General features: G+C 66.4%; 13 protein-coding genes. 5 read left to right on the top strand and 8 right to left on the bottom strand.

Features of this window, described 5'->3' with window-relative positions; all coding sequences use genetic code 11:
* Positions 1-43: 43 nt before the first annotated feature.
* Entirely contained in the window at positions 44-391 is a 348-nt protein-coding gene (locus tag FG94_RS03260) for a GFA family protein (protein WP_036206989.1), read from the bottom strand.
* 117 nt (positions 392-508) lie between these two features.
* On the opposite strand from FG94_RS03260, the gene FG94_RS03255 reads away from it, so the two are divergent.
* Positions 509-1,039, top strand: coding sequence for a DUF488 family protein (locus FG94_RS03255; RefSeq protein WP_036206987.1), 531 nt, complete (start codon positions 509-511; stop codon positions 1,037-1,039).
* A gap of 6 nt (positions 1,040-1,045) precedes the next feature.
* On the opposite strand, the gene FG94_RS03250 is transcribed toward FG94_RS03255, so the two are convergent.
* The 4 genes from FG94_RS03250 to FG94_RS03235 are packed head-to-tail and all read right to left on the bottom strand — an operon-like array spanning position 1,046 to position 4,039.
* Positions 1,046-1,774 carry an amino acid ABC transporter ATP-binding protein gene (locus tag FG94_RS03250; protein ID WP_036206986.1) on the bottom strand — a complete coding sequence of 243 codons (729 nt, stop codon included), beginning with the start codon at positions 1,772-1,774 and terminating at the stop codon, positions 1,046-1,048.
* A gap of 14 nt (positions 1,775-1,788) precedes the next feature.
* Positions 1,789-2,484 (bottom strand): amino acid ABC transporter permease, encoded by a 696-nt coding sequence (locus FG94_RS03245; RefSeq protein ID WP_036207082.1) that lies wholly within the window; start codon positions 2,482-2,484, stop codon positions 1,789-1,791.
* Between the two features lie 19 nt (positions 2,485-2,503).
* Positions 2,504-3,199 (bottom strand): amino acid ABC transporter permease, encoded by a 696-nt coding sequence (locus FG94_RS03240; protein WP_036206984.1) that lies wholly within the window; start codon positions 3,197-3,199, stop codon positions 2,504-2,506.
* A gap of 9 nt (positions 3,200-3,208) precedes the next feature.
* Positions 3,209-4,039: an ABC transporter substrate-binding protein gene (locus FG94_RS03235; RefSeq protein WP_027865318.1), complete on the bottom strand. Its 831-nt coding sequence runs from the start codon at positions 4,037-4,039 to the stop codon at positions 3,209-3,211.
* A gap of 184 nt (positions 4,040-4,223) precedes the next feature.
* Here FG94_RS03235 and xth point away from each other — a divergent pair, with 184 nt between their 5' ends.
* Both xth and FG94_RS03225 read left to right on the top strand, forming a co-directional pair.
* Positions 4,224-5,021 carry an exodeoxyribonuclease III gene (gene xth, locus FG94_RS03230; protein ID WP_036206982.1) on the top strand — a complete coding sequence of 266 codons (798 nt, stop codon included), beginning with the start codon at positions 4,224-4,226 and terminating at the stop codon, positions 5,019-5,021.
* Positions 5,022-5,095: 74 nt separating this feature from the next.
* Positions 5,096-5,719, top strand: coding sequence for a LysE family translocator (locus FG94_RS03225; protein WP_036206980.1), 624 nt, complete (start codon positions 5,096-5,098; stop codon positions 5,717-5,719).
* A 155-nt stretch (positions 5,720-5,874) separates the two neighbouring features.
* Here the strand turns inward: FG94_RS03225 and FG94_RS03220 are convergent, their stop codons facing one another.
* Both FG94_RS03220 and FG94_RS03215 read right to left on the bottom strand, forming a co-directional pair.
* Complete coding sequence (locus tag FG94_RS03220; RefSeq protein WP_036207079.1) at positions 5,875-8,262, bottom strand: TIM-barrel domain-containing protein; 2,388 nt, start codon at positions 8,260-8,262, stop codon at positions 5,875-5,877.
* A 106-nt stretch (positions 8,263-8,368) separates the two neighbouring features.
* Positions 8,369-9,346, bottom strand: coding sequence for an amidohydrolase family protein (locus FG94_RS03215; protein ID WP_036206977.1), 978 nt, complete (start codon positions 9,344-9,346; stop codon positions 8,369-8,371).
* 163 nt (positions 9,347-9,509) lie between these two features.
* On the opposite strand from FG94_RS03215, the gene FG94_RS03210 reads away from it, so the two are divergent.
* Together FG94_RS03210 and FG94_RS03205 are read left to right on the top strand one after the other, a co-directional pair.
* Complete coding sequence (locus FG94_RS03210) at positions 9,510-11,024, top strand: peptide MFS transporter (RefSeq protein WP_229445840.1); 1,515 nt, start codon at positions 9,510-9,512, stop codon at positions 11,022-11,024.
* A 147-nt stretch (positions 11,025-11,171) separates the two neighbouring features.
* Entirely contained in the window at positions 11,172-12,383 is a 1,212-nt protein-coding gene (locus tag FG94_RS03205) for a pyridoxal phosphate-dependent aminotransferase (RefSeq protein WP_200879940.1), read from the top strand.
* 7 nt (positions 12,384-12,390) lie between these two features.
* Here the strand turns inward: FG94_RS03205 and FG94_RS03200 are convergent, their stop codons facing one another.
* The gene (locus FG94_RS03200) at positions 12,391-13,719 is read right to left on the bottom strand and encodes an ATP-binding protein (protein ID WP_229445839.1); all 1,329 of its coding nucleotides are present in this window, start codon (positions 13,717-13,719) and stop codon (positions 12,391-12,393) included.
* Positions 13,720-13,766 lie beyond the last annotated feature (47 nt).

Below are 13,766 nucleotides of genomic sequence, written 5' to 3'. Positions count from 1 at the left end.
ATCGGGGGCGCATTGTACGGGGTAAGGGCGCTTGGCGCGAAATTCAGTGCGAGCGCCCGTCATAATGGTGCACCGGGACGCTGTCCAGGTCGAGGTTCTCGACACAGCGCAGGTTCACCGCCGCCATCGCATTCCCCTTCGGATCGACTCCCTCGCCATACGGATGGATCCCGCAGTTCGGGCAGAAGCGGTGCTTGATCACATGCTGGTTGAAGGTGTAGGTGCTGGCCGCCTCTTCCGGCGTCTTGAGGCGCAGCTTGTCGCGCGCGATAAACCATAGCAGCGAACCCTTGCGCCTGCAGATCGAGCAGTTGCAGGCCAGGGCGCCATCGATTTCCCCTTCCGCTTCGAATGCCACCTGCCCGCAGTGGCAGCTTCCTTCGTAAATCATCCCGGTCTACTCGTTGTCGTTGTCGAACCGGCATAACGCTATCACATCCGCAGTTGCGCGCCGCAAAACGGGCCGGCGGGCGACAATGGCCGCGACACAGTCGAGGAGGACTCAGGCATGGAAGCGGTCTACACGATCGGCCACTCGAACCGCCCGATCGAGGAATTCATCGGCCTGCTGCGCGAGCACGGCATCGAGCGTGTGCTCGACATCAGGACCGTGCCGAAGTCGCGCCACAACCCGCAGTTCGGGCAGGACCAGTTGCCGGATTCGCTGGCCAAGGCGGGCATCGGCTACGAATACATCCGCGAACTGGGCGGCCTGCGCAAGGCGCGCAAGGACACGCCGAATGGCGCCTGGCGCAATGCCTCGTTTCGCGGCTATGCGGACCACATGCAGTCGCCGGAATTCAACGAGCACGTCGACATCGTGGCGCGCATGGCGCAGTCGACACGCTGCGCGCTGATGTGCGCCGAGGCCGTGCCCTGGCGCTGCCACCGCTCGATGGTGGCGGACGCACTGGCGGTGCGCGGCGTGCCGGCCGAGCACATCATCAACAAGGGCAAGACCAAGCCGCATACGCTCACGCCTTTCGCCCGGGTCAGCGGAACACAGATCCTGTATCCGCCCGAAGCGCCGACGGAATAAGGCCGCTCAGGCGCGCCGGCGGTCCGCCAGGAACTGCTGCGCGCGCGGGTGCTGCGGATGGGTGAAGAAGTCTTCCGGTTTGGCGCGCTCGAGGATCTGCCCTTCGCTCATGAAGATGACCCGGTCCGCGACCTCGCGCGCGAAGCCCATCTCGTGGGTCACGCACACCATGGTCATGCCCTGCCCCGCCAGCGAACGCATCACCCCCAGCACCTCGCCCACCATCTCCGGATCGAGCGCGCTGGTCGGTTCGTCGAACAGCATGATCGGCGGACGCATCGCCAGCGCGCGGGCGATCGCCACGCGCTGCTGCTGGCCGCCCGAGAGCGCGTTCGGGTAGGCGTCACGCTTGTGCGCCAGGCCCACCTGTTCCAGCAGTTGCATCGCGTATTCGCGTGCTTCCTTCGGCGTGGATCGTTTCAGGTTGACCGGCGCCAGCGTGCAGTTCTCCAGCACCGTCAGGTGCGGGAACAAGTTAAAGTGCTGGAATACGAAGCCGATGCCGGCGCGCAGTGCGTTGACGTCGAGCCCCTTGGCATGGATGTCGCGACCGTCGATGGCGATGCTGCCGCCATCGATTTCTTCCAGGCGGTTCAGAGTGCGGATCAGGGTCGACTTGCCGGAACCGGACGGGCCGCACACGACCACGACTTCGTTTTTCTCCACGTGTTCGCTGACATCGCGAAGCGCATGGTAATCGCCGTACCACTTGTTGACTTTATCGAGAACGATCATCGTTCACACCCTTTTTATTGAAGCTGCACGGCGCGCTTGCTTGATAAGCGGCGCTCGAGCAGGAAGGCCAGGCGGGACAGGCCGAAACAGAGGATGAAATAGGTCAGCGCCAGGATCAGGTACACCTCGACCGCCTGCGTGAACACCAGGGTATTCACTTGGGTAGCGATGAAGGACACTTCCGACAGGCCGATGATGTAGCCGAGCGAGGTCGCCTTGATGGTCGAGACCAGCTGGCTGACGATCGAGGGCAGGCCGTTGCGCAAGGTCTGCGGCAGCACCACCAGGCGCAGCGCCTGCGGGTAGGACAGGCCCAACGAGCGGGCGCTTTCCAGCTGGCCCTTCGACAGCGCGCGGATGCCGCTTGCGACGATCTCGGCCAGGTAGATGCCGTCGAACAGCACCAGCACCATCAGCATGGTGGTCACCTGTCCGGTCTTGACGCCGGTGACGGCCGGCAGGAAGAAGTAGACCCAGAACACCACCAGCAGCAGCGGCACGGCGCGCACCAGCTGCACCAGCGCGGCGGTCGGCCAACGGATCGCGCGCTGGCTGCTCACGCGCGCCACGCCCAGCAGCAGGCCGAGCGGCATCGCCAGCAGCAGCGCGCCAAGCGACAGCAGCACGGTCAGCGCCAGGCCGCCCAGCGGGCCTTCCGGATACTGGCCGACCAGGAAATACAGCCAGTAGGTGTCGATGAGTTCGATCATTGCGTTCAGCACGGGCGCCTCATGCCGGACGGACCGGGTAGCGCCGCTGGAACAGCCAGGCGGCGAAGGAAATCAGCAGCGACACGCTCAGGTAGGCCAGGGTGGCGAAGCTGAAGGCTTCCAGGCTGCGGAAGCTGCTGGTTTCGACGCGCGCGGCCTGGTACATCAGTTCGGCGGCGCCGATGACGGTGGCCACGCTGGTGTCCTTCCACAGGTTGACGGTCTGCGAGAGCAGCGGCGGGGTCGCCGCGCGGAAGGCCTGCGGCAGCAGCACCAGGCGCACGCTGGCCAGGCGGCCCAGGCCTAGCGAACGGGCAGCCTCCAGCTGGCTGGGCGGCACGGCGCGGATGCCGCTGCGGATGTCTTCGGCCATGTGCACCCCGCTGTACAACGACAGCGCGATCACGGCGCACACGGCTTCCGGGTTGTGCGCGTACAGGAATTCGCGCGCGCCCTCGGGCAGCAGCTCGGGGAAGGCGAAATACCAGAACAGCAAGTGCGCCAGCAGCGGCACGTTGCGGATCGCTTCGATAATTGTCGAAGCGACTCCGCGCGCCAGCGCGAAGCCGGAGGTGCGCATCACCGCGAGGATGGCGCCGAACGGCAGGGCAATCACGAAACTGCTTGCTGTCAGCTGGAGCGACAGGATGAGACCCTGCACCAGCCAGTCATGGTACTGGCCGGATTCCAGGATGCTGGGGTCGAAAAACTGCAAGGCTCGGACTTAGATCTTGTCGGTGCTGATCTTGAAGCTGCGCTTGGCGATGTTGGGGCGGGTGCCCGGGCCATACCACTTGTTGAACAGTTTCTCGGCTTCGCCGCTCGCTTCCAGGCCGCGCAGGGTCTCGTCGACCACCGCCTTCAGGTTCTTCTCGCCCTTGCGCAGGCCGAGCGCGATCGACTCGACGCCGATGCTGGTCGGCAGGATGGTGAAGCCCTTGGCGGCCGCGCCCAGCTTGCCGTAGTCGGCCAGCAGCGAGGACTCGTCGTTGACGTAGGCAACGCCCTTGCCCTGGCGCAGGGCCTGGAAGGCCTGCTGGGTGTTCTCGAAGGTGACCACCTCCACGTTCGGCACCGCCTTGCGGATATTGGTTTCCTGGGTGCCGCCGCGTACCGTGACGACCTTCTTGCCGGCCAGCTGGGGCAGCGCGGTGATGCCGCTACCCGCGCGCACCATGACCTTCGAGCCGGTCACGAAGTGGGTCAGCGCGAAGTCCACCTGCGATTCGCGTTCCTTGTTGTGGGTGAGCGTGGCGGCCAGCACGTCGACGTGGCCCTGCTGCAGCTCGGGGATGCGGGCCGAGACCGACATCTGCTTGAACCTGGGCGTGACGCCGATCTTCTTCGCGACCGCGGTGGCGATGTCGATCTCGTAACCCACCAGCTGGCGGGTCTTGGGATCGATGAAGCTGTTCGGCTCGTCGGTGCCCAGCACGCCGAACACGATCTCGCCTTTCTTCTTGATGTCCGCGAGCTGGTCGGCCTGCGCGGCGGACGCAAACATGGTGGCGGACAGGGCGACTGCGCCAATGAGGATGTGACGGCGGGTGAACATGTTCTTCTCCAACTGCAAAAAATTTCGATCACAGCAGTATAGAGCATGATCTTGCATGGCCGAACGATCAATTTGCCATAAGAAAATGCGTTCTCGACTATAAGCACCGAGAAATCTTCAGTCGTCCATGTTGATGCTCCGGCATGCTAGAGTGGCAAGCAATGAAGAATGCTACGGAGGCAAGATGCTGGTCGTGACCTACAACGTGAATGGAATTGGCGCCCGTCTGAGCGCCCTGCTCGAGTACCTCGAAGAACGCCGCCCGGACGTGGTCTGCCTGCAGGAGCTGAAGGCGCCGCAGGAAAAATTCCCCGAGGCGGCGATCGTTGAGGCCGGCTACCACGCGATCTGGCACGGCCAGAAGAGCTGGAACGGCGTCGCCATCCTGACCCGCGACGGCCCGGCCCAGGAGCTGCAGCGCGGCCTGCCGGGCGACCCGACGGACGAACAGAGCCGCTACATCGAGGCGGTCTACCAGGGCCTGGTCGTCTGCGGCCTGTACCTGCCGAATGGGAACCCGGCGCCCGGCCCGAAGTTCGACTACAAGCTGGCCTGGTTCGAGCGGCTGATCGCGCGCGGCGCCGAGCTGCTCGAAGCCAGGGTGCCGGTCGTGATGTGCGGCGACTTCAACGTGATCCCGACCGAGCTCGACGTCTACAAGCCAGAACGCTGGGTGGACGACGCCCTATTCCGCCCCGAATCGCGCGCCGCCTTCGAACGCCTGATGTCGCAGGGCTGGACCGACTCGCTGCGCGCCCTGTACCCGGACCAGGTGGTCTACACCTTCTGGGATTACTTCCGCAACGCCTTCGGGCGCGATGCCGGCATCCGCATCGACCACCTGCTGCTCAGCCCTGCCCTGGCGCCGGCGCTGCGCGCCGCAGGCGTCGACAAGTTCCAGCGTGCCAAAGAAAAGCCGAGCGACCACGCGCCGACCTGGGTCGAACTGGACATGGATGCGGTGGTGCAGCCAAAGGCTTGAGCGTTATCGAGTTGCAAAGTTTGGGCGCCCTTGCGCTATGATGCTGGTCCGTTTCATGACCAGCCCGTTCCACCATGCTCACGCCCGAACAATTCTTCGGCTTCCTCACCGCCGCCATCCTGATCACGCTCTCGCCGGGTCCAGACAACATGATGGTGCTGGGCGCCGGGATCGCCAAGGGACGGGCGCGCGGCATCGCCTTCGGCCTGGGCTGCGCGCTCGGCTGCCTGAACCACACCCTGCTGGCGGTGATCGGCGTGAGCGCCCTGATCGCGTCCTCGCCCATCGCCTTCACGGCGCTCAAGATCGCCGGTGGGCTGTACCTGATCTGGATGGGCATCGGGGCGTTGCGCAGCCGCGGCGCGGCGCAAGTAGCGGGTAGCGTCCCGGACGAGTCGGCGCGCCAGCTGTTCTTCAAGGGACTGCTGGCCAATGCCATCAACCCGAAGGTGGTGCTGTTCTTCCTCTCCTTCTTGCCGCAGTTCGTGGTGGCTTCGCGCGGAGATGCGAACTGGCAGATCGCCTGGCTGGGACTGATCTTTACCGTGCAGGCGGCCGTGCTGTTCGGGCTGCTGGGCTACTTTTCCGGCACGATCGGACAGTGGCTGAACCGCACGCCGCGCGCCGGGATGTGGCTGGATCGGATTGCCGGCGCCATTTTCGTGGGCCTGGGCCTGCGCCTGATCGTGACGCGCTGATACTGCCAAAAGTTGGCCTGCTTCCTGTGCACGTCATCCCGGCGCAGGCGGGAATAATGCCACTGGCATTATTCCCTCCAAGTTCTGCTAGCGAGCTGCGAACAAACTTAGTCCGGCCTGCGCCGGAGCGACGGTCTTGAGGGTGGTGGCCGGGATCAGAGCGTGATCGCCACCTTGCTTGCCGGCTGCTTGCGCGCCGCCAGCGGCACTTCCAGCAGCTTGTGGCGGCTGTTCCAGGTGAAGGCCACGGTACGCCCGTCCACCGTCACAGCGCGCGGCTTCTTCTCCACGTTGTGCACCTTGAGCGCGAAACCGCGCTCGGCAGGCAGCAGCGCCTTGCCGGTCTCGGTCTGCAGGCCGATCTCGAGCTTGCCGTTCGCATAGCTGCTGGCGAAGCGCACGATCTCGTACTTGCCCTTGGCGTAGGCGTCGGCTGTTTCGCCGTCGTCGTCGTACATCTTGCCCTCGCCGCTGGCGACGCTGGCGTCATGGTAGTAGTGCAGGTCGATGTGGCGGGTCGAGTAGTCGCGCGTGGTCTGCACCACCTTCGCCATCGGGATGAAGGCGCCGGCGCGCACGTACACCGGGATGTGCGCCTCTTCGGGCTTGACCACTTCAAGGATGCCGCCCCGGTGCTTCTCGCCGGTGTGGAAATCGAACCAGACACTATCCTTGACCGGGAAGTGCACTTCCTTGCGGGTGGCGCCCGGTTCCACGATCGGCGCCACCAGGAAGTCCCGGCCCCACAGATAGGTCGAGGACATCGTGGTCGCCTCGTCTTCCTCGAACAGCACCGGGCGCATCAAGGGCATGCCGGTCTGGCTGTTCTCGAAACCGAGCGTGTAGTTATACGGCAGCATGGCATAGCGCAGCCAGACCGCTTCGCGCGCCAGCACCTTGGTCCGCTCGGAGCGGAACACCGGCTCCGGCGCCACCTCGGACTGCGCGTGCGGCCGGAAGATCGGCTGGAACACGCCGTACTGCAGCCAGCGCACGTACAGCTCGTCGTCCAGCACCGGACCCGCGAAACCGCCCAGGTCCGAGTGCATGTAGCCCAGGCCCTGCATGCCCATCTGGAGCGAGATCTCCATCTGCGATTGCAGGCCGCCCCAGCCGCGGCTGACGTCGCCCGACCACGGGATCATGCCGAAGCGCTGCGAGCCCGAGTAGCCGGCACGCATCAGGATGAAGGGACGCTCGTTCGGGAAGTCCTTCTGGTAGCCTTCCGCGATCAGGCGCGCCCAGTCGTGTCCGTAGACGTTGTGGACCTGGTCGGCCGTCTTTCCGCCACCGTGTCGCACCCAGGACGGGTGCACTTCCGGCTCGCCCAGGTCGCCCCACCAGCCGCCCACGCCGCCGTTCTTGAGCTCCTTGTAGATGTTCCAGAACCAGTCGCGGCCCTGCTGGGTGTACAGGTCGACCAGGCCGGTGTTCCCGAAGTAGAAGTCGTAGGTGGCCGGCTTGCCGGCGGAATCAAGCGCCAGCACCTTGTGCTGCACCGCTTCCTGCCAGCGCGACGAGGTCGTCAGGACGAAAGGCTCGGTGATGACGATGGTCTTCACGCCTTTCTTGTCGAAGTCGGCCATCATCTTCTCGGCGGTCGGGAAGGTGTCGCGGTCCCAGGCCAGGTTGCCCATCGTGCCCTTGACCTCCTTGCCGAACCAGTACAGGTCGAGCACGACGGCGTCGAGCGGGATCTTCTCGGCGGCGAAACGGTCGACCACGGCGCGGGTCTCGGCCTCGCTCTTGTAGCCGAAGCGGCTCGCGAAGTTGCCGAAGGCCCAGCGCGGCGGCAGCGGCTGGCGTCCGGTCAGGCTCGTATAGTTGGCCATGACATCTGCCCAGCTATCGCCGGCCACCACCTGGTAGGTCTTGCGCCCGCCGATCACTTCGTAGCGCAGCGTGCCGTCCCTGCGGCTGTCGAAGTCGAGGAAGCCGACCTGCGGGTTGTCGAAGTGGATCGCATACTTTTTCGAGGACAGCGCGACCGGGATCGTGTAGTTGAGCAGTTGTGAGGTCTTACCGTAGCCGTAGTCGGCCTTGTTGTACAGCTGGAAGCGGTTGCCGCGGCGGTTCATGCCGACCGCGCGCGCGCCGGCGCCGTACAGGGCCTCGCCGTCTTCCAGCGCAAATTCGATGGTCTCGAATTTGTCGCCCTTGGCGTAACCGCCCTTCTCCGCCACCAGCGGCTTGCCTTTGTACAGGTAGCTGATGCGGAAGGGCTTGCGGTCGACCACGACCGTGATGCCCGGGGTGGCGAATTCGATCCGGTTCCCTTCGGCCTTGAGGCTGGCCTGGATGCCGGCGGGCGGCAGCACCACCGCGTGCGAGGCCGGGTCGTGCTGCTGGCCATTCGGGATAAATGTAGTCTCGACTACATGGGCCGAATACGGCTTGATCAGGTAGCGGCCGTCACTGGTGGCCAGCTCCAGCGTGTTCCGGTTGAGGGTATGGCCTTGCAGCTGGCGCTCGGCATTCTGAGCGTAGGCGATGGGACTGGCCATCAGGCACAGGAGAAGCCGGGCGATCGTGGTTTTCGTCATGGGGTCTCGGTTGTTGTCGTTGGTCGCAACCGAGAGCATGACAGAAATTCGCCAGCTGAAAAAGTGGCAATGTAATTAAAGTACAGCCGCGACCTCCAAGCCACGCCTAGCGCAGGTAGGACATCACGTTGTTCGCCACCCGCGCCGCTTCGGCATCGGTGAGCGGCAGGCTGCGGAAGGCCGCCCAGGCCTCGCGCGGGCGCACGTCCATGCCGATCTCGGTGTCGGAGCCGTACAGCACCCGCTCCATGCCGACCTGGCGCAGGCGCCGCACCAGACGGCGCGCGTCGGCGGCCGTCAGGCCGGGGCGGGCGAAGGCCGTGACGTCGACCCAGACGTGGCGCATGCGCGGATCCCGGCGCGCGGCGGCATCGGCCAGCACCGCCAGCGCAGCCAGCTGCGGCGAAGCGCCGCGCGCACCGGGTTTGTCGCCCGTATACGCGACCTGGACCGGAACGTCGGGCGCATGCGGCAACAGCTGCTCGAGCAGCAGGCGCGCCTCGCGCACGCCGGTCTCCTGCAGCTGCAGGACGATCGCCATGCCGCGCGCATTGGCCGAGCGGAACACGCGGCGCAGGCGCTCGACCTGCTGCGGGTCGTCCAGCAGGGCGCCGCCTGAAGCCGGCTGCAGCTTGATGCCGCGCCCGAACTCCGGGCTGGCGGCGCAGCGCGCCAGTTCGGCCAGCGCATAGTCCCTGAGCGGATCGACGCTGCACAGCGCCACCAGGCGCTCGGGATATTCGGCGGCCTGGCGCGCGGCCCAGTCGTTCTCGGCGCGCACCCGCGCATACTCTTCCGCGAGCGAGCGCGCCGGCTGTCCGTAGACATAGGCGACCGACAGCACGGCGGCGCGTTCGATGCCGGCCGCGTCGAGCTGCGGGATCAGGTCCTGCGCCGACACCGGATGCATGGCGCTGGTGGCCGACATGAAGGCCGCCGCCGCCGGGCTGTAGACGTACTGGTGGTGGTCGGCCACCGGCATCGCAGCCGGAACCGGGCGCGCCGGCGCCGCGGGCGCGGCGCTCGCTACGCCGCTCCATGCCAGCACCGCAGCGGCGCACCACAGGACGGGAAGACGCTTCATACATATACCTCGCGCGAAAAATGCCGGCCCGTTTGAGCCAGGCAAAACGACATGTTATCGCATCGGCAGCAACGCCTGTCAAGATTGCATCTTCCATGCGCCTGGCGTAGCATCGCCCGATCCGTGCCGGCATTTCCGCCGCCCGTCCTTACAAGGGAGAGACATGAAGAACGACATGCCGCCACAAGCGGCCCACCCCGTGAGCCAGACCCGCTCCTTCCTCACGATCGCGCTGATCGAACTGTGGGAGCGCTTCGGCTACTACGGCATGCAGGCGCTGATCGTGTATTTCATGGTGCAGCGCCTCGGCTTCGAGGACAGCCGCGCCAACCTGGTCTGGGGCGCGGCCGCCGCCCTGATCTACGTGGCCCCGGCCATCGGCGGCTGGATCGGCGACAAGGTGCTGGGCACGCGGCGCTGCATGATCCTGGGCGCGCTCATCCTCACCCTCGGCTACGCCCTGATGGCGGTGCCGACCACCAACACCTGGATGACCTTTTCCGCGCTGGGCGTGATCGTGGTCGGCAACGGCCTGTTCAAGCCCAATACCGCCAACCTGGTGCGCAAGATCTACGAGGGCGACGATTCCAAGATCGACAGCGCCTTCACCATCTATTACATGGCGGTGAACGTCGGCTCGACCTTCTCGATGCTGGCCACGCCCTGGATCAAGGACTATGTCAACGCGGCCTATGGCGGCAACCTGGGCTGGCACGTGGCCTTCGCGGTGTGCAGCGTCGGCCTGACGGTCGGCCTGTTGACGGTCGGCCTGCTGCGCAAGACCATCGGCCACATCGGCTCGCCGCCGGACGCGGAGCCGCTGCGCGTGAACCGCCTGCTGGCGGTGCTGGCGGGCGGCGTCGTGGCCGTCGCCGCCTCGGCCGTCATCCTCGAGTACCGCGACCTGGCGCGCGCCTTCGTGTACGTGGCCGGCTTCGTCGTGCTCGGCATCTTCGTCCACCTGATCCGCAGCAGCCAGCCGAACGAGCGCGCCGGCCTGATCGCGGCCCTGGTATTGACCTTGCAGACCGTGTTCTTCTTCATCTTCTACCAGCAGATGTCGACCTCGCTGTCGCTGTTCGCCCTGCGTAACGTCGACCTCGAGTTCACCGTGTTCGGCGCCCACCTGTGGACCTGGTCGCCGGCCCAGTTCCAGGCGCTCAACGCGATCTGGATCATGGTCCTGAGCCCGGTGCTGGCCCTGCTCTACACCCGCGCCGGTAACAGCGGCAAGGACCTGTCGATCGCCGCCAAGTTCGCGCTCGGCTTCGCCGTGGTGGCAGCCGGCTTCTTCACCTACGGCGTGGCCGGCGCGTTTGCCGTGAACGGCCTGACCTCGTCGTGGATCATGATCACCGGCTACGGCCTGTACTCGCTGGGCGAACTCCTGGTGAGCGGCCTGGGCCTGGCCATGATCGCCCGCTACGTGCCGGCGCGCATGGGCGGCTTCATGATGGGCGCCTACTTCGTCGCCGTCGGCATTTCGCAGTACCTGGGCGGCGTGGTGGCGAACCTGGCCGCGGTGCCGCAGGGCATGACCGATCCGCTGCAGACCTTGCCGGTCTACACCGGGCTGTTCAACAAGCTGGGCATCGCGGCGATCGGCTGCACGCTGATTGCGCTGGCGGCGCTGCCGCTGATGCGCAGGCTGACGGCGACGCATCATTCCCATCAATAAGTCGTAGGGTGGGCGGGTCTCCCGCCCACGCGGTGATAGTTGATGGACGAAGATTCGCACTGGCTGATCTAGCCTCGTTGGACCGCGTGGGCGGCAAAGCCGCCCACCCTACGGTAAGATGGCGGATCAGATTTTACGGATTCCGGCATGTCTACCACTTCCCCCATCGACACCCAGGCCCTGCGCGCCCTCCAGGTCGCCCAGCGCGTCCACGCCATCGAACCCTTCCGCGTCATGGAAATGGTCAAGGCCGCCGGCGAAATGAAGCGCAGCGGCATCGACGTCATCAGCATGAGCGTCGGCGAGCCCGATTTCACCGCCCCGGACATCGTCGCCCATGCGGCGATGGAAGCCATCAAGGGCGGCGTCACCCAATACACCGATTCGCTCGGCCTGCGCGAGCTGCACGAGGCAATCTCCGGCCATTACGCCGCGGTGCACGGACTCGACATCGACCCGCGCCGCATCGTCGTCACCGCCGGCGCCTCGGCCGGCCTGCTGCTGGCCTGCGCCGCCCTGGTGGCCGATGGCGACGAGGTCCTGATGCCGGACCCCTGCTATCCCTGCAACCGCCATTTCGTATCAAGCTTCGGCGGCAAGCCGGTCCTGGTGCCGGCAGGCAGCGAGGAGCGCTACCAGCTGAGTGCCGCCCACGTCGAAGGACACTGGAACGAACGCACGCGCGGCGTGCTGGTCGCCTCGCCCTCGAACCCGACCGGCACCTCGATGACGCCGGAACAGCTGCGCGGCATGCTCACCGCCGTCCGTGCACGCGGCGGCTTCGCCATCATCGACGAAATCTACCAGGGCCTGTCCTACGACCACAAGCCGGTCAGCGCCCTGGCCTTCGACCCAAATGTCATCACCGTCAACAGCTTCTCGAAATACTTCAGCATGACCGGCTGGCGCCTCGGGTGGCTGGTGGTGCCGGAGGCCCTGGTGGCGACGTTTGAAAAGCTGGCGCAGAACCTGTTCATCTGCGCCCCGACCGTGGCCCAGCAGGCCGCCCTGGCCTGCTTCACCCAAGAAGCACTCGGCATCTACGAGGAGCGCCGGCGCGAATTCCAGCGCCGCCGCGATTTCCTGGTGCCGGCCCTGCGCGAGCTCGGCTTCGGGGTGCCGGTGATGCCGGACGGCGCCTTCTACGTGTATGCCGACATCTCGGCCCTGCCGCATGCGCATGCCGGCGACAGCACCGCCTTTGCCTGGTCGGTGCTGCGCGACGCGCATGTGGCGATCGTACCGGGGGATGATTTCGGTTTTGCCGCGCCGGCAAGGCACGTGCGCTTCTCGTACGCGACGCGCCTGGAGCGCATCGAGGAAGCGATCGGGCGCCTGGCGCGCGTGCTCGGCCGCTAAGGCGGGCTCAGGCCACGCGAATCTCGCGCGCCTCGCCGACCAGCTCGAGCAGGGCGTCGGGCGCGGCCGGCTTGACCAGGTAGCGGTCGAAACCCGCGCCGAATGCACGCTCGCGGTCCTCGCCCTGGCCGTAGCCGGACAGGGCGATCGCAAACGGCGCCCGCCCGTGCGGCGGTTCACGGCGCAGCTGCGCCATGATTTCCAGGCCATCCATGCCCGGCAGGCCGATGTCGCAGATCAGGATGTCGTAGCGGCGTGCCTGCGCCGCCTCCAGGCCGGCGTTGCCGTCATAGGCGACGGCGACCTCATGGCCGGCCAGTTCGAGCAGCGTGCGCAGGGTATCGCAGGCATCCACGTTGTCTTCGATGAGCAGGATGCGGCAGGCGCCGTCCGCGGCGCTCGGCCCGGTCGGCATCTCCACCACCGGCGCAGCCGCGCTGGACAGCGGCAGGCGGACCGTGAAGGTGCTGCCCTTCCCTTCGCCGGCGCTATCGGCCGTGACGCTTCCGCCATGCATGCCCACCAGGTTGCGCACCACGTTCAGGCCGATACCGAGGCCGCCCTCCGAGCGGGCCAGCGAACGCGGCCCCTGGATGAACAGGTTGAAGACCTGGGGCAGCATCTCGGGGGCGATCCCGGAACCGTTGTCGCTCACCGCGACCGCCACTTCCTCGTCCGCGCGCCAGGCGCGCAGCACGATGTGGCCGCCGTCGCTGGTGTACTTGGACGCATTGCCGAGCAGGTTGGCGAAGACCTGGGTCAGGCGCACCGGGTCGCCATCGATGGTGAGCACCTCGTCGGGCAGCTCGACATCGAGGCGCTGGCCGCGTTCGCGGACGCGCGGCGCCACCGTTTCGACCGCCTGGTCGAGGGCGGCGGCCAGCGCCATCGGGCGCGCCGACAGGGTGATCTTGCCGCTGCTGATGCGCGCGGCGTCGAGCAGGTCGTCGAGCAGGCGCGCCATGTGGTCGACCTGGCGCCTGACCACGCCGGCGACATGGGCCAGCTGCGGCGAGGATGCACCGACGCTTCCCATCAGGCTGGCCGCCATGCTCATCGGCGCCAGCGGATTGCGCAGCTCGTGCGCCAGCATGGCGAGGAATTCGGTCTGGCGGCGGTTGGTGGCTTCGGCCAGATCGCGCAGCGACTGGGCGCTGACGGTGGCCATGACCAGGTGCTCGTTGGCTTCGCGCAGCTGTTCGACCTGGGCTTCGAGGCGGGCGTGCTCGCGCGCCAGCACGCGCGCCTGCGAGAACTCGGCTTCGAGGACGGCGATGCGTTGCTGCAGTTCCTGCTCGCGCAGCAGCCCGCCAAGGGAAGGGTTGTCTTCGCCCATCAGGGAACGTTGTACAGAGCCAGCATTTGATTCATTGAACGTCCCCA

Origin of the sequence: Massilia sp. LC238, assembly GCF_000735635.1 — a bacterium.
In the GTDB taxonomy this organism is placed as follows: domain Bacteria; phylum Pseudomonadota; class Gammaproteobacteria; order Burkholderiales; family Burkholderiaceae_D; genus Telluria; species Telluria varians.
Note: the sequence above shows the minus strand (reverse complement) of the source record. Positions and strands in the feature narration are given on the sequence as shown.